This window comes from Chryseobacterium sp. 2VB (genome assembly GCF_005503635.1).
In the GTDB taxonomy this organism is placed as follows: Bacteria; Bacteroidota; Bacteroidia; order Flavobacteriales; family Weeksellaceae; genus Chryseobacterium; species Chryseobacterium cupriresistens.
Map to the genome: position 1 here is coordinate 1 of NZ_SCNC01000010.1, position 16070 is coordinate 16070.

Here is a 16070-nt window from a genome sequence, read left to right on the forward strand (position 1 = left end):
AATAATGGGCTTTTAGATATGCAAAAAAGGAAACCGCATTAGTCTCCCTTTTCAATTTTCTGTATCATATAAAAGCTTACTTCATTTTGTAGCGAATGTATTGTTATAGCACAAGCTAAAACACCCAAGAGCATACTTACAATAACAATTGGAATGTACATACAGATGTACTCAAAATACTTAATTTTCATCTTTATTAGTTTGATTGTAAAATTTGTTGATTTTCTTTGATAAGACTTTCATCTAACTTTATTGCACCAGCTGCTTTATTTTTTAGTTCATCAACTACTTTCGCATAAATTTGAGTAGTGGTGACTTTAGTGTGACCCAGCATTTTACTAACAGTATAAATATCTGTTCCTAAAGAAAGTTGTAGTGTTGCAAACGTATGCCTGAAGCAGTGAAAAGTGATATGTTTGGTTATCCCAGCTGCTTGCATCCATTTTTCAAGCGGTCTGGAAATCCACGAGCTATCATGCAAATTTTCAAATACAAGTTGTTCTGGTAATCTTGGAGTTCCGCACAATTGAATTGCTTGTTCAGAAATTGGTGTATACTCAACCCCTTTTGTCTTTTTCTGTCTGAAGTGAATTTTGATTCGATTGGATTGCACATCAAGTTCTTTCCACGTAAGCCTTTTAATATCGCAATGTCGTAAACCCGTTAGAGCAGAAAATAATGATGCTCGTTTCAGTTCATCATTTTCACAAGGTGTATTTACTAAAAGATTAAGTTCCTCCAGAGAGAGATGTTCACGGAAAGATTCCTGCTCTCCAATACCTTTAATCTTTGCTGATAAGTCAATCATAAAATATCCATCTATAAAAGCTTGGGAAACTATTGCTTTAAAAATAGAAAAGTACGTTGCAGCACTATTATTTGAAAGTGTTCCTTTCTTATTTCCACGATATGGTGCCGACAAAAGATAAAGCTTAAAATCGTCAGCAAAACTTAAATCAATTTTAGAAAACCTTAAATCATCACCCGCAAACTCTACAATAAATTCAATTAGACATTTCCAGTTAGTTCTAATGGAATCTGAACTGTTTGCAGACCCGTGCCTTTTCTTCAGTAAACGATTACAGTAATCTGTAAACTTCTCTTTTTGCTTTTCTTGTAATTCAGCTTTTACAGCATCACCTTCACTATATAGATCTACACTATCATACTCTTTTTGACGAAGTTTGCGAATTCCATCTGCATATAACATAGTTTCACGATCGCGTTCACTTTTGCATATAATGACACCATTATCATCACGCCTTGGCTTAAATGTCTTTATACCACTTTTTGAATTAGTACGACCTGTTCTTTTTTTATCCCATTCAACAGTCTGAACAATTCTATTCAAATATTCCCTATCACGTTGAGGCTCATCTTTGCCAGCTACAAAAATTGGATAACTTTCCAAATAGACATACCATTCATTTCTGTCTTCAGCTTTACGCAGTCTAACGGTCACTTGAGTTTTTGAAAGTTGTTTCATACGCTAGTCTATAGTTCCATTATATAATTTATCAATCTCGCTTTTTGGAGCATAAACATAGTTACCAATTTGACGAGTAGGAATTGAGTATTTTCTAATATGCTTGTATACGCTGGTATCGTGTAATTGAAATTTTTTGGAAATCTCTCCTATCGTATAACAATTCTCTTCAGCAAGATCGTAAACAAAAGGATTTGTACTGATTTTTTCTGTTTTTGGCTTAGATATAGGGAAAAGTTTTTCCAAAGCCTGTCTATCTACTCTAATTAATCGAGATCCCTCGTTAACAGAAGGAACACTTTTATTTTTAATTAGCCTGTAAATTGTTGTTTTCGCAATATCAAAAATCAATATTGCTTCAGGAACAGTGATAAATGTTTTATCTATTGGAATCTTTGCAATCAAACCTTGTCTTCGCATTTCCCTCTTCTCTTCCGTTTTTCTTTTTTGATAAGCCTTCTTGGAACATTGTTCTGTACAATAAACCGAAGTTACAGTCTTTGGTGTAAACTGCTCTGAACAATGTGGACATTCCCTTTTAATCCTCTTAATCATATTTTTAGAAAAACTAAAGATATAAAAAAAATCCTTAAGTTCCACTTCTTCGCATATTAAGTTCCGGTACAAATATGGTACAAATGTCTAATTAAAAACGGTTAAAAACACGCAAAATCAAACAATATAAAAAAAACAAAAATCCCCACAGACAGCTGTCTGTGGGGATTTTCGATATTTTATTAATTATTATTAATCAATAATTACTTAACTTCTTCGAAGTCTGCATCCTGTACATCTTCAGCTCCGGCGTTTCCACCAGGGTTCTGAGCACCTGCATCAGCACCTGGCTGCTGGCCAGCTGCGTATAATTCTTCAGAAGCGGCCATCCAGGCTGCATCTAACGCTTCAGTTTTAGCTTTTACGTCATCAGCATTTTTAGCTTCGAAAGCTGTTTTCAATTCTGCATGAGCTGCTTCGATGGCTGCTTTTTTGTCAGCAGAAAGTTTCTCACCGAATTCTTTCAGTTGTTTTTCAGTCTGGAAGATCAATCCGTCAGCTTTGTTGAAGATTTCAACTTCTTCTTTTCTCTTAGCATCTGCTGCAGAATTTTCCTGAGCTTCTTTCTTCATTCTTTCGATTTCTTCGTCAGAAAGACCTGAAGAAGCCTGGATTTTGATAGACTGCTCTTTACCAGTTCCTTTATCTTTAGCAGATACGCTTAGGATACCGTTCGCATCAATATCGAAAGTTACTTCAATCTGAGGAACTCCTCTTGGTGCTGGTGGAATATCTGTAAGGTCAAATCTACCGATTTCCTTGTTATCGTTGAACATTGGTCTTTCCCCCTGTCCTACTCTGATGCTTACAGCCGGCTGGTTGTCAGAAGCTGTAGAGAATACTTCAGATTTTTTAGTTGGGATCGTAGTGTTCGCTTCAATTAATTTTGTGAATACAGAACCCATTGTTTCGATACCTAAAGAAAGTGGAGTAACGTCAAGTAATAATACATCTTTTACATCACCTGTCAATACACCTCCCTGAATAGCTGCACCAATGGCAACAACCTCATCCGGGTTTACTCCTTTAGATGGTTTTTTACCGAAGAATTTTTCTACTTCTTCCTGGATAATCGGGATTCTTGTAGAACCACCTACCAGGATTACTTCGTCGATATCAGAAGTTGATAAACCAGCATCTTTTAATGCCTTAGCAACAGGCTCCATAGATCTTCTTACAAGATCAGCAGATAATTGCTCGAATTTAGCTTTTGTTAAAGTCTTCACTAAGTGTTTAGGACCTGTAGCAGTAGCTGTTATATATGGTAAGTTAATTTCAGTCTGAGGAGAAGAAGACAATTCAATTTTAGCTTTTTCAGCTGCTTCTTTCAATCTTTGAAGAGCAATGGCATCAGCTTTCAAGTCTACACCTTCTTCAGCTTTGAACTCGTCAGCCATCCAGTTGATGATCACATCATCAAAGTCATCACCTCCCAGGTGGGTATCACCGTTTGTAGACAATACTTCGAATACACCGTCTCCAAGGTCAAGGATAGAGATATCGAAAGTACCACCACCAAGGTCATATACTGCAATTTTCTGATCTTTATGGTTTTTATCAAGACCATAAGCTAACGCTGCAGCGGTAGGTTCGTTGATGATTCTTTCTACTTTAAGACCTGCAATTTCACCAGCTTCTTTAGTAGCTTGTCTCTGCGCATCGTTGAAGTATGCAGGAACAGTGATTACCGCTCTTGTTACTTCCTGGCCAAGATAATCTTCAGCAGTTTTCTTCATTTTCTGAAGCGTCATTGCAGAAATTTCCTGTGGAGTATATTCTCTATCGTCGATTTTTACTTTTACTGTATCGTTTGGTCCGGCAACTACTTTATAAGGTACTCTTGTGATTTCAGAAGCATCATCTTTAAAGTGTGTTCCGATAAATCTTTTGATAGAGTAAACAGTTTTTGTTGGATTCGTTACAGCCTGTCTTTTTGCAGGATCACCTACTTTTCTTTCTCCGTCTTCCGTAAAAGCTACGATAGAAGGAGTAGTTCTTTTACCTTCTGCGTTAGGAATAACAACAGGGTCTTTCCCCTCCATTACAGCAACACAAGAGTTGGTTGTTCCTAAGTCAATTCCAATTATTTTACTCATAATATTTTATATTTTTTCTATTTTTAATTTTAATTTACACTCTCAATTTCTCAATATCTGTACCATTCAAAAAAATATGACAAAATGACACAATAAAAATAAAAACCCCATTAAAGCTGGGGTTTTGAAATTATATTCAGGAAAAAAAATCATTTTTTTGAATGGAGATGTGTCAACTTTCATCAGTTTGCCGTGAGATTTTATTTACTTTCTTTTAAAACCTGAATCAAAAAATAGCCAAGATCCGGATCCACAGGATATATTCTTCCAGTATTAATGCCAACTCCCACTCCATTTGTTCCAAAACCTACACCGTCTATTCCGATACCTGAGAAACTGTAGAATTTATTAAACTGCTCCGGTTTCCATTTTGCCCATACCGTCATTCCTGTAATCCCTCCTTTTACTATTTTCACCTCTTCATTTTCCTTTAGAGTAATGGCTGCAAATGTATTGTCTGTCACTTCTCTTTTCTCTCCGTTTACTTTAAACTTTGAAGTATTTCCGCCGTTTAGAATGGGCTCGCCAATAATATAAATTCTATTTTTTTCAATAAGCGTACTTTGATGTCTGATGTCGGAATCCTGTATATAATAAGTATCTATTACTAATTCAGATTCATTTTGATGATCTCCTTCTTTAAAGCTTACAATGTGATAAGCATTCGCTCCTGAACTTTTTGCTTTATCAGCAATGGCTGTAAATAAATGTCCGAGATAAGTATTGGGATAATAAGCTTTGTACCTTCCTACAAATGCTGATTTATAGTTTTCCTGCTGCTGTAAAGGAATCATAAATTTCCGGGGAGACAGGTTTTCCAGATTTCCTTTCTCCAGAACCTCTACATATTGACTGTGCCCCCAACCAAATAACTGCAGCAGAAGTATGATTATCAATTTTTTCATGACTAAAAGTTTTTTATAATCCCGGTAAATATTTTCAAATAATGAATAAATTTTTGATAATAACCTGATATAAATATAGCAAAAACAACTGATAACCAGACCTTTTACAAGAAGTCCCAATAAATAGAAGGAATCCCACATTCAATCTTCAAAAATTAATCAAAGTTTAACCTAAGAAATAGAGGCAGAATCTTTGTGAATTATTATTTTTGATAAAATATACACATTTAGAATGTCAATACACTTTAATCCCCGAGATATTACATGGCTTGCCTTTAATGAAAGAGTTTTGCAGGAAGCCATGGATGAAAAAGTTCCCTTACATTTAAGAATACGTTTCCTCGGAATTTTCTCCAACAATTTAGATGAATTTTTCAGAGTGCGTGTTGCCGGATTAAAGCGCGCCATGGATTTCAAGGAAAAAGTGATTGCCGAATCTTTTTATCAGCCGCCATCCAAGATCCTTCAGAGAATCAATGAAGTTGTGATGAGACAACAGCTGAATTTTGATAAAACCTGGAAAAAAATCCAGACCGAAATGGCTGATCATAAAGTTTTTATTAAGAATGCCAAAAACCTGACAGCCAACCAAAAAGAATTTGTCAGACAATATTTCGATGAAGTGGTAGAATCCAATGTGATCCCGATTCTCCTTCACGAAAATACTCCTATGCCTTATTTGCGTGATAAAAGTCTTTATCTGGGAGTAGCCATGAGAAAAAAAGACTGGCAGTATTCCAGTAATTATGCCATTATTGAAATTCCTTCCCGTTTTATAGGAAGATTCGTATTGCTGCCAACAGAAGATCCGGAAGAAAAAAATGTAATGCTTCTGGAGGATGTAATCGCCTTCAACCTTCCGCACATATTTTCTTATTTCGGATATGATGAATTTGCAGCCAATGCATTTAAAGTAACAAAAGATGCCGAACTGGACCTGGATAATGATATCAGAACCAATTTTGCAGAAAAAATAGAAAAGGGACTCAAAAACAGAAGAAAAGGAAAGCCTACCCGTTTTGTTTTTGATAAAGATATGGATAAAGCTCTGCTGGAACTTCTTATCAGAAAGCTTAACTTAACCAAGAAAGACAGCATCATTCCGGGAGGCAAAATTCATAATTTCAAGCATTTCATGGATTTTCCCGATGTTTTTGAAAAGTATGAAAGACCTGTAGAAAGAACCTCTTTTACGCATCAGGCATTTGAGCATGGGGAAAGAGTGACAGATGTCATTTTAAAAGAAGATGTACTTTTAACTTTCCCTTACCACAAGTACAATCCGGTGATTGATCTTCTTCGCGAGGCTGCGATGGATCCGGATGTAAAATCAATACAGATTACCGCTTACCGTCTTGCCAGCAGCTCAAAAATCATCAATGCCCTGATCTACGCGGCCAGAAATGGTAAAGAGGTAACGGTAATGCTTGAACTTCAGGCAAGATTTGATGAAGAATCCAATCTTGAATGGAAAGATATGCTGGAACCGGAGGGAATTACCGTACTTGTCGGCATTCCAAACAAAAAAGTACATGCCAAACTTTGTGTCATCAAGAAGAGAGCCCACAATAAAACAATCCAGTATGGCTTCGTAAGTACCGGAAATTTCAACGAAAAAACAGCCAGAATATATGGTGATCATCTGCTGCTGACTGCTGACCGCGGCATCATGGCAGATATCAATAAAGTCTTCAATGTGTTGAAAAAACCGAAAGATGATTTTATTTCCATTTTGAAAACTTGTAAAAATTTATTAGTTTGCCCTCAGTTTATGCGTGAAAAGATTGTTCACCATATCGATAAGGAAATCGAAGAAGCTAAGGCAGGACGAAGAGCAGAAATCATTGTCAAAGTAAACTCAATGAGTGACCGCGCACTGATTGAAAAAATATATGAAGCTGCTAAAGCCGGAGTGGTAACCAGAATGATTGTAAGAGGTATCTATTGTGCTGTAAATCAAAAGGAATTCAAAGAAAAAATAAAAGCTATCAGTATTGTAGATGAATACCTGGAACACGCCAGAGTTATGTATTTTTACAATAAAGGGGCTGAAGACATGTACATTTCTTCCGCAGACTGGATGACAAGAAACCTTGACTACAGGATTGAAGCAGCCGCTAAAATCACTGATAAGAACCTTAAGAAGGAATTAAAAGATATTCTTGATATCCAGCTTAGAGATAACGTAAAAGCAAGGATTTTAGATAAAAAACTGAGCAATGAATACGTAAGAAATGATAAAAAAGAATGCCGATCACAAATAGAAACCTATAAATATTTAAAAGCTAAAACAAGCAAGAAATGAAGATAGCAGCGATAGACATAGGGAGTAATGCAGCCCGCCTTCTTATCAATGAGGTAAAGATCAATAACAGAAAGCCTGAATTTATTAAGCTGAACCTTCTCAGAATTCCTCTGAGACTGGGAATGGATGTTTTTACCATCGGAAAGATAGGTCCGGAAAGAGAAAAAATGGTCATTGATTCTATGAAAATCTTCAGTGATCTGATGAAAATATACAAAGTAGACCACTACAGAGCCTGTGCTACCAGTGCTATGCGTGATGCTGCCAACGGTAATGAAATTATTGATCTCGTAAAAAATACCTCCGGAATTGATATTGAAATCATTTCCGGTGATGAAGAAGCAACGCTGATCTACGAAAATCATGTTGCAGAAGGTCTTGACAAAGAATTTGCCTATCTATATATTGACGTGGGCGGAGGTTCTACAGAGCTTACTTTCTACGAAAATGGTAAGATGGTTTACGAAAAATCTTTCAACATCGGAACGATCCGTCTTCTCAACAATCTTGTTACGATGGATAACTGGAAAGAAATGAAAGAGGAAATCAAGAAAAATATTGTCAGTAAAAAGCCGATTGTTGCCATCGGTTCGGGAGGAAACATCAACAAAGTATTCTCTATGAGCAAGACCAAAGATGGAAAACCAATGTCTCTGTCTCATCTGAAAAAGGTTTACAAAGAATTCAATGAACTTTCTGTGGAAGAAAGAATGACCAACTACAACCTTAGAGAAGACCGTGCTGACGTACTGGTACATGCCCTGGGAATTTTTAACAATGTTATGTCATGGTCTGATATCAATAAAATCTTTGTTCCTAAAATTTCCGTAGCAGACGGATTGATCCATAATATTTACAGTCAGCTGCAACATAAAAAATAAAGCTTATAAAGATATTGAAGGCCAGCGCAAAAATGCGCTGGCTTTTATTTTAAAAGTTTTCCCCATTGTCATTGCGAGAAGCATAGCGACGAAGCAATCTGTATAATTAAGTTTTAGCTAAATCCAGTACAAGGCGGCTCATTTTTAAGGCGGGCTAAAGCCCACCCCTATTGAATTATTGAATCCGGACATTTAAGACAATATCTTTTATCTTTTATCCAAAATTTTAAAGTAAAACCCTATGCCTATCCGTCATACCTATATCAATAGCAAAGCAATGAACCCAATCAAAATAATTCTTACAGGAGCTACGGGAATGGTAGGCGAAGGTGTTTTAATGGAATGTCTTGAAAACCCGGATGTTTCCGAAATCCTGAGCATAAGCAGAAAACCCTCCGGGAAAACGCATCCTAAGCTGAAAGAATATCTCGTCCCTGACTTTTTTTCGCTCGATCTGAATGATGAAAAACTAAAAGGTTATGATGCCTGCTTTTTCTGTGCAGGAATCAGCAGTATAGGCATGAACGAAGAAGAATACACCCAAATCACTTATGATACAACCCTTCATTTTGCAAAAGCTGTTTTGAACCAAAATCCTGAAATGGTGTTCAACTATGTTTCCGGGGCAGGTACAGACAGCACAGAGAGTGGAAAAATGATGTGGGCCCGTGTAAAAGGAAAAACAGAAAATGATCTGAAAAGAATGAATTTCAGAGGCGCTTATAATTTCCGTCCGGGATTTATGAAACCTGTTGAGGGTCAAATCAATGTAAAATGGTTTTTTAAACCTTTTATTTGGATTTTTCCTGTATTTTTTCAGTCAAAATCATTAACTTTACACGAAGTGGGTAGAGCAATGATCAATGTGACACAAAAGGGATACCCTACATCTACTTTAGAAATTAGAGATATTAAAAATTTAGCGCTATGAGAGACATGTTAAAAAGAATTGTTCTGGTTATTTTTGTACTCTTGCTTGTGACTGCTGTTTCAGGATATTTTTATATGCAGAAACATCCTTTGGAAGGAAATAAATCAGGAACAATTTTAAACTTTTCGGGAAAATCAGGAAAATAATTTCACTATAAAGTTTCTTATTCACATAATTTTTATCTTTTATTGGAAATAAACCTATTTTTTAAACATTTCTTAAAGTTCCATTAAAATAATTGCAAGGTATAAAGTTCATTTTTGTATTTATCTAATTGAAATAAAAAATGATCAACAACTACCTATTAAAAGGGTCTGTGATTGCCGCATTCTTCTTTCAGAGCGGTCTTTTCGGGCAGACACTGATTCATTACTGGAATTTTAACGATAATGCTTCTGCATCCACAATTACGACCCCTACTTCTACGATGGTAAATGGTTCTCTTGCACCTATAGCAGGAGGAACGAGTGTTATTGATTTTGCCGGAGGTACCGGACAGAATTTTAGTCTGCAAAATTTAAATGCCAGAAACGGTGATGGATCCGGAACCCATTTAAGATTCAACAATCCGATTGGAGGGGCTTTACAGTTTAACCTTCCTACAACGGGCTATAATAACATTATTGTTAAGTTCACCACCAGAAGATCCGGTCAGGGAGCAGGAACACAGACCTGGTCTTATTCCACAGACGGAACTACTTTTGTACAGTTTCAGACCGTGAATCCTCAGGATGCAGATCCCCAGCTGATAACACTCGATTTTTCTGCTGTACCGGGTGCTAATAACAACCCTAACTTTAAATTAAAGGTAGAATTTTCCGCAACGGGAGGTGGAACAGGCGGGAACAACCGTTTTGATAACTTTACAGTAGATGCTGTTCCAGCAGGAGGCCCTGATACTACTCCACCAACGGTTACTTATTTACCTGCTCACAATACCAATAATGCTTCGACGGCTGTAAATCCGACCTTATCTTTTAACGAAAATATAAGGCTAACAGATAATTCTGCGATCAACGATTACAATGCACAGAACCTTATTGATTTCCGTCTGGGAAATTCTTCAGGTACCCCAATTCCTTTCACTACAACATTCACTAACAATACCATCACTGTAATTCCTGCTTCCGGACTTGTGCCGGGGCAAGCCTATTATTTAGCGCTTAAGCCCAATATGGTGGAAGATTTTAGTGATAATGGAATTACCACTGTTACTTCGAGTACTTTTACTACTGCTGGAACAACAGTTGCTTTAGAAAAGAATTTTATTAAGGTTAATGAAAATGCGGGAAATCTTGCATTTAAAATCAACATTACCAATCCTTCTGCTTCTACGGTAAACCTTGTTGTAAAGCCTGCTCCTTTCAGTACAGCCGATTCCAATGATTTTACTTTAGCCAACCAGACTATTAACATTAGTCCATCTACAACGAGTTACACCGTCAATATTCCGATTATTGATGACACAGTGGCAGAACAGCAGGCTGAATATTTTGTAGTAAGTCTTGAAAATCCTGTGGGAGCTACTATTTCAGGAGACAATTCTGCAACGGTTTATATCGTAGACAATGATAAACCGGCTCCGGTTCCTTCCCATCAGATTCAGCTGAATTATCTTCTAAGTTTTGACCCGTCAGGAAATAATAACAGTTCTACAGAAATTGTGGTTCATGATCCGTCAACACAACGTTTATTCACAATCAGTTCGATTACTGATGTATTTGATATTATTGATTTCAGTAATCCTTCAATACCTTCAGTCATAAAAACAGTCAATATGGCTCCTTATGGTGGTATCACAAGTATCGCTGTGAAAAACGGAATCATTGCAGCCGCCTCTCCCAATACTGATCCTCAGCAAAATGGATCTGTAGTATTTTTTGACATCAACGGAAATTTCCTGAAGCAGGTAACTGTAGGAGCTTTACCGGATATGGTGACATTCTCCCCTGACGGAACAAAAGTAATTACTGCCAATGAAGGAGAACCTAATGATGCTTACACTATTGACCCTGAAGGCACTATCAGCATCATTGATATTTCCGGAGGTATCGGAAATCTTACCCAAAGTAATGTAACAACACTTAATTTTAATAGTTTTGATAATCAGGTAGCAGCATTAACCGCTGCCGGTTTAAGAAAAGTAAGAACGAGTAATACCCTTTCTCAGGATCTGGAACCGGAGTATATAACCATCAGTGCCGACAGTCAGAAAGCATGGGTAACTCTTCAGGAAAACAATGCCATTGCTGAGATTAATCTGGTTACAAAAACCATCACAGGAATCTGGGGATTGGGAAAAAAAGACATGAGTATTCCGGGTAACGGTTTTGATGCCTCAGATAGCAATGGAGAGGTTTTAATTGCCAACTGGCCGGTAAAAGCTTACTATGTTCCGGACGCTGTACAGAATTATAAAATAGGAAGCACCAATTATATTATAACGGCTAATGAAGGTGATGAAAAAGATCTTTCAGGATTCAGCGAAAGAACTACAGTAGGTGCTAACAATTATACTTTAGATCCTGTATTGTTTCCGAATGCAGGTATTTTAAAAGCAGCTTATAATCTTGGCAGATTCAGGGTTTCATCTGCTACAGGAAATATGGATACAGATTCGGAGTTTGAAGAAATGGCGGCTTTAGGAGCGCGTTCTTTCTCTATTTTCAATGCTGATACTAAACAGATTGTCTACGACAGCGGAGATCAGTTTGAAAGATATATTTCAGCTTATCATCCTTTAATTTTCAATGCGGATAACGAGTCTAACGGTATTAAAAACAGAAGCCGCGCCAAAGGCCCGGAACCGGAAGGAGTTGCTTTAGGAAACATCAACGGACAGACGTATGCTTTCATCACACTGGAAAGAACCGGAGGTGTTATGGTTTATAATATTACGGACCCTAATAACCCTACGTTTACAGATTACAAACATTCCCGTTCTACTTCAGCATACGGAGGAGACAATGGTCCTGAAGGAATCATTTACATTGCCCCTGAAAATACAACAACCAATAAAGGGTATGTGATCGTTGCGAATGAGATCAGCGGAACTTTATCCATGTATGAAGTAGCCACGCCTGCTACGCTTGGAACAGGTGAGATAAAATCTGAACAGGCAGCTTTCAATGTATTTCCAAACCCTGTCAACAAAGGAAATACACTTTATTTCAACAGAAAACAGGATTACGAATTGTACGATATGTCCGGAAAATTGATCGGAAAAGAAAAGGATGCTTTAACAATCAATACTTCTACACTTTCTGCCGGTGTTTATCTGGTAAAAACGTCAGAAGGACAGATCAAGAGAGTTATTGTAAAGTAAATATACATTACAGCATACCATTTTATCTAAGGCTTCGGATTTTCCGGGGCTTTTTTGTCATTGGAATATACAATATGCCATATGAAGACTCTTTATTTAAGATGATTTAACTTTTGAAACACTTGGAAGAAAGCATTTTATATCTATATTTATCCCGAATAAAAAACCAATTCGCATGAAGAATATTAAAACCGCAGGAATTCTTACTTTCCTGTTGCTGGGAACAGCTACTGCTTTCTCACAATCCAGAAAAACAGAATCTACAAAAGGTGTGGAGAAAACCGAAGGCAATAAAGTGGTACATGTAGAAGGTGTAGGACATACACTCAATTATACACTCAGCGGAGGCGTTGTTGAGGTAGAAGGTGGTGATAACAAGCTTACGGTAAAAGGGAGTGCAAAAAAAGTTACAATCTCAGGAACAGGTAACAAAATATACATCGATAAAGTAGACAAAATATCCATGGAAGGTGGTGATAACACCGTTTACTACAGAACTTCAGGAACAAAATCAGGGAAACCGGATGTTTCTATTACAGGAGTGGGAAATAAGGTTGTAAAACAATAAAAAAACATTTTTCGGAATCTGAAAAATCTCATCCTAGACCTAAAGTATCAATTAATTAAAAACCTGCCGGGCTTTAAAAACCCGTCAGGTTTGGTTCACCAAGCTGAACCAAACTTCTTGCTATTAATACAAATAAAAGACAGTCCTTAAAAATTCCTGCTTATAAAATATCTCCTTGTGACCTTTTTCAAATAAAAATCTCAATCAAATTTATTATATTATTTGTATATTTAAATAACATTTTAATATTTAACAGTAAAACCATTTTACAGTTAAAAAACACAAAACCAAAAGAAATCATGAAAAAAGTACTATTGTTCTCATTAAGCTTATTTTTCAGCTTATATTTTGCTCAGGTAGGGATAAACACAAGCTCTCCCACTGCAACTCTTGATGTAAAAGCATTAACAACAGCCACAGCTCCTGCTATTGCTGAGGGATTAATCACTCCTAGATTATCAAGAGCTGACCTTATTGCTAAAGACGGGGCTTATAATTCCCCACAAACAGGTACATTGGTGTATGTATTAGATACAACAGGTACCCTTACAGTAAAAACAAACAATGTTACTACACCCGGCTACTATTATTTTGATGGAACTATCTGGCAAAAAGTAATTACCTCTGTTCCCAGCGATACCAGTATATATAATACAGATGGTACGATACAAGCAAATCGTACTGTCGCCATGACTAATAAAACATTATCTTTTACGGCAAGTACCCCCAGTGTCAATCAATTTAATATTGACGGCACTACTTTTTCAGTAGATACACAAAATGACAGAATAGGAATCGGGACTTCCGCACCTACTACTAAATTGGATATTAATGGTAATGTGAGAATTGGGACTGCTGCAAGTTCCAATTCATCAACTAATGTTTCTACCCTTGTGAGAGACAACACAACAGGAGAAGTGAAAATTGCTGTTTCATCAACCGGAAATACATCACCGCTAAATTATATTGTTTATACAATTTCTAACGTTAATGGAGACTGGATTGCTAATTATGACACTAAAATAAGCAGCACAGATTATACTGTGACAGTAGTAGGAAATAGTTTTAACACCTCTTTAAATACTAATACAGGAACAACACCTCCTACTTATGCTCCCGCAAATGTGTTTGCATTTACTTCTGCCGGAACATGGCGTTTATCAGCTGACTATTTAGCCACGGCTACTCCAGGTGGAGTGAATGGAACATGGACAATCTACTGCCTTGTTATCAATAATAGTGTACTTAAAACGCTTACACCAGTGTCTCAAAACTTAGGAGGATTAAATAGTGGAGCAGCAGCTGCACCTCCGGCAGGATTATAATTTTCATTTATTACGTGAAAATATACTCAAAAATTAATAAACCTGACGGGTTTGGTTAAGCTTGGTGAACCAAACTTATTGTTATTAATGCAAATAAAAAGACAGGCCTTAAAAAAAGCCTGTCTTTTTAAAAATATCTCAGATATAATTTACTCTACGTTGATTACCTTTTCGATTTCCGGAGCATGTTGTTTGATTGTATTTTCAACACCCAGTTTTAAGGTTGAAAAATTCAATGAACACCCGGAACAGTTACCTAAAAGTTTTACAAACACCTGATTATCTTTCACATCAATAAGCTCAATATCACCACCGTCTTTATTCAAAAACGGCCTGATGCTTTCCAGAGCTTCCATTACTCTTGTTACTGTATCTTCGTGCGTTATGTTTGTTTCCATATTTTTTCAGTTCAATTCGGTTTCTTCAAATTTTATTGAAATTATTATTATTTTGCTTTTGGCGAGCACCCTGCCATTGTGGAAATCTTCACTGCTTCAGTGGGAGGAAGATTTTTATTTCTTTTCACTAAGCTTTCTACCATTTTTCTGGCAGTTTCTTTGTAGATATCTGCAATTTTAGATCCTTCCTGAAGTGCTGCCGGTCTTCCAACGTCACCTGCTTCTCTGATGCTCTGGATTAGTGGAATTTCACCCAATACCGGAATTCCAAGATCTTCCGCTAAATATTGTGCTCCCTGGTTTCCAAAGATATAATATTTATTGTCAGGAAGTTCTTCCGGTGTAAAATACGCCATATTTTCGATCAAACCAAGCACAGGAATGTTAATACTTTCCATCTGGAACATGGCAATTCCTTTTCTTACGTCTGCCAATGCAACATGCTGAGGTGTACTTACAATGACCGCTCCTGTTACCGGTACTTCCTGGATAATTGACAAGTGAATGTCACCTGTTCCCGGAGGAAGGTCAATTAGAAGGAAATCCAGTTCTCCCCATGCAGCATCTCTGATCATCTGGTTCAAAGCTTTTGAAGCCATAGGACCTCTCCATACTACTGCCTGATTGGCTCCTGAGAAGTATCCTATTGAAAGCATTTTTACTCCATAATTTTCGATAGGCTTCATCAGATTCTTACCATTCACTTCTACAGAAATTGGTTTTTGTCCCTCTGTATCAAACATGGTAGGAACTGAAGGACCGTAGATATCAGCATCCAGTAATCCTACTTTAAAGCCCATTTTAGCTAACGTTACTGCCATATTTGCAGAAACTGTAGACTTCCCTACTCCTCCTTTACCCGAAGCAATAGCGATAATATTTTGAATTCCCGGAATCTGTTTTCCTTTGATCTGACTTTGCTGAATTTCACTAGGCTCCGGAGAAACGATTTTAAGTTTTAAATGAATGTCTTCTCCAAACTCACTGGCAAAAGCCTGTTTCATGGCAGCCTCCAGTTTTTTCTTTTCGTGCATTGCAGGCGAATGGGCAGTCATATCAATATAAACATCGTTACCCATAATCTGAAGATTATTCACCAAATCGTCTACTTCTATTTCTTTAAGGAATTCCTGAACCTTTTCTTTCGTCAACATATAAATATAAATTGTTTACAAATTTACGCATTTTTTCGGTAATTTAGAATCAATAAAATCTATAATATCAGGTGATAAATCAGATCGTTAAAAATTTCTTATTCTGTTTTTTTATTCTGATACCACATTCCTCCCCCAGAA

The 16070-nt window shown here is 36.8% G+C and carries 13 protein-coding genes; 7 read left to right on the plus strand and 6 right to left on the minus strand.

Annotation, left to right across the window (positions count from 1 at the left end; genetic code table 11):
• Positions 1–196: 196 nt before the first annotated feature.
• The 4 genes from FFS26_RS11130 to FFS26_RS11145 form a co-directional block, all read right to left on the minus strand.
• Positions 197–1486 (minus strand): site-specific integrase, encoded by a 1290-nt coding sequence (locus FFS26_RS11130; RefSeq protein ID WP_110009970.1) that lies wholly within the window; start codon positions 1484–1486, stop codon positions 197–199.
• Positions 1487–1489: 3 nt separating this feature from the next.
• Complete coding sequence (locus FFS26_RS11135) at positions 1490–2041, minus strand: helix-turn-helix domain-containing protein (RefSeq protein ID WP_137905053.1); 552 nt, start codon at positions 2039–2041, stop codon at positions 1490–1492.
• Between the two features lie 203 nt (positions 2042–2244).
• Positions 2245–4137, minus strand: a complete 1893-nt coding sequence (gene dnaK, locus FFS26_RS11140) for a molecular chaperone DnaK (RefSeq protein ID WP_110009971.1) — start codon at positions 4135–4137, stop codon at positions 2245–2247.
• 200 nt (positions 4138–4337) lie between these two features.
• On the minus strand, positions 4338–5042 hold the full coding sequence (locus FFS26_RS11145) for a hypothetical protein (RefSeq protein ID WP_137905054.1): 705 nt from the start codon (positions 5040–5042) through the stop codon (positions 4338–4340).
• A 232-nt stretch (positions 5043–5274) separates the two neighbouring features.
• On the opposite strand from FFS26_RS11145, the gene ppk1 reads away from it, so the two are divergent.
• The 7 genes from ppk1 (at position 5275) to FFS26_RS11175 (ending at position 14377) form a co-directional block, all read left to right on the plus strand.
• Positions 5275–7347: a polyphosphate kinase 1 gene (ppk1, locus tag FFS26_RS11150; protein WP_137905055.1), complete on the plus strand. Its 2073-nt coding sequence runs from the start codon at positions 5275–5277 to the stop codon at positions 7345–7347.
• Positions 7344–8228 (plus strand): exopolyphosphatase, encoded by an 885-nt coding sequence (locus FFS26_RS11155; protein ID WP_110009974.1) that lies wholly within the window; start codon positions 7344–7346, stop codon positions 8226–8228. The genes ppk1 and FFS26_RS11155 overlap by 4 nt, the downstream gene beginning before the upstream one ends.
• Positions 8229–8505: 277 nt before the next feature.
• Positions 8506–9159: an NAD-dependent epimerase/dehydratase family protein gene (locus FFS26_RS11160; RefSeq protein ID WP_137905120.1), complete on the plus strand. Its 654-nt coding sequence runs from the start codon at positions 8506–8508 to the stop codon at positions 9157–9159.
• Complete coding sequence (locus FFS26_RS22515) at positions 9156–9305, plus strand: hypothetical protein (RefSeq protein WP_156106575.1); 150 nt, start codon at positions 9156–9158, stop codon at positions 9303–9305. The genes FFS26_RS11160 and FFS26_RS22515 overlap by 4 nt, the downstream gene beginning before the upstream one ends.
• A 140-nt stretch (positions 9306–9445) precedes the next feature.
• The gene (locus FFS26_RS11165; RefSeq protein ID WP_137905056.1) at positions 9446–12484 is read left to right on the plus strand and encodes a choice-of-anchor I family protein; all 3039 of its coding nucleotides are present in this window, start codon (positions 9446–9448) and stop codon (positions 12482–12484) included.
• 175 nt (positions 12485–12659) lie between these two features.
• Positions 12660–13052 (plus strand): DUF3060 domain-containing protein, encoded by a 393-nt coding sequence (locus tag FFS26_RS11170; protein WP_110009976.1) that lies wholly within the window; start codon positions 12660–12662, stop codon positions 13050–13052.
• Positions 13053–13351: 299 nt separating this feature from the next.
• Complete coding sequence (locus FFS26_RS11175; RefSeq protein WP_137905057.1) at positions 13352–14377, plus strand: hypothetical protein; 1026 nt, start codon at positions 13352–13354, stop codon at positions 14375–14377.
• A gap of 149 nt (positions 14378–14526) precedes the next feature.
• Here the strand turns inward: FFS26_RS11175 and FFS26_RS11180 are convergent, their stop codons facing one another.
• Entirely contained in the window at positions 14527–14775 is a 249-nt protein-coding gene (locus FFS26_RS11180) for a NifU family protein (protein WP_002977212.1), read from the minus strand.
• Positions 14776–14822: 47 nt separating this feature from the next.
• The gene (locus FFS26_RS11185; protein ID WP_137905058.1) at positions 14823–15929 is read right to left on the minus strand and encodes an Mrp/NBP35 family ATP-binding protein; all 1107 of its coding nucleotides are present in this window, start codon (positions 15927–15929) and stop codon (positions 14823–14825) included.
• Between the last annotated feature and the right edge of the window lie 141 nt (positions 15930–16070).

What these genes read in the sequence shown, in the direction of transcription:
- FFS26_RS11130 (WP_110009970.1), bottom strand. Translation starts at nt 1,486, where the DNA reads ATGAAACAACTTTCAAAAACTCAAGTGACCGTTAGACTGCGTAAAGCT.
- FFS26_RS11135 (WP_137905053.1), bottom strand. Translation starts at nt 2,041, where the DNA reads ATGATTAAGAGGATTAAAAGGGAATGTCCACATTGTTCAGAGCAGTTT.
- dnaK (WP_110009971.1), bottom strand. Translation starts at nt 4,137, where the DNA reads ATGAGTAAAATAATTGGAATTGACTTAGGAACAACCAACTCTTGTGTT.
- FFS26_RS11145 (WP_137905054.1), bottom strand. Translation starts at nt 5,042, where the DNA reads ATGAAAAAATTGATAATCATACTTCTGCTGCAGTTATTTGGTTGGGGG.
- ppk1 (WP_137905055.1), top strand. Translation starts at nt 5,275, where the DNA reads ATGTCAATACACTTTAATCCCCGAGATATTACATGGCTTGCCTTTAAT.
- FFS26_RS11155 (WP_110009974.1), top strand. Translation starts at nt 7,344, where the DNA reads ATGAAGATAGCAGCGATAGACATAGGGAGTAATGCAGCCCGCCTTCTT.
- FFS26_RS11160 (WP_137905120.1), top strand. Translation starts at nt 8,506, where the DNA reads ATGAACCCAATCAAAATAATTCTTACAGGAGCTACGGGAATGGTAGGC.
- FFS26_RS22515 (WP_156106575.1), top strand. Translation starts at nt 9,156, where the DNA reads ATGAGAGACATGTTAAAAAGAATTGTTCTGGTTATTTTTGTACTCTTG.
- FFS26_RS11165 (WP_137905056.1), top strand. Translation starts at nt 9,446, where the DNA reads ATGATCAACAACTACCTATTAAAAGGGTCTGTGATTGCCGCATTCTTC.
- FFS26_RS11170 (WP_110009976.1), top strand. Translation starts at nt 12,660, where the DNA reads ATGAAGAATATTAAAACCGCAGGAATTCTTACTTTCCTGTTGCTGGGA.
- FFS26_RS11175 (WP_137905057.1), top strand. Translation starts at nt 13,352, where the DNA reads ATGAAAAAAGTACTATTGTTCTCATTAAGCTTATTTTTCAGCTTATAT.
- FFS26_RS11180 (WP_002977212.1), bottom strand. Translation starts at nt 14,775, where the DNA reads ATGGAAACAAACATAACGCACGAAGATACAGTAACAAGAGTAATGGAA.
- FFS26_RS11185 (WP_137905058.1), bottom strand. Translation starts at nt 15,929, where the DNA reads ATGTTGACGAAAGAAAAGGTTCAGGAATTCCTTAAAGAAATAGAAGTA.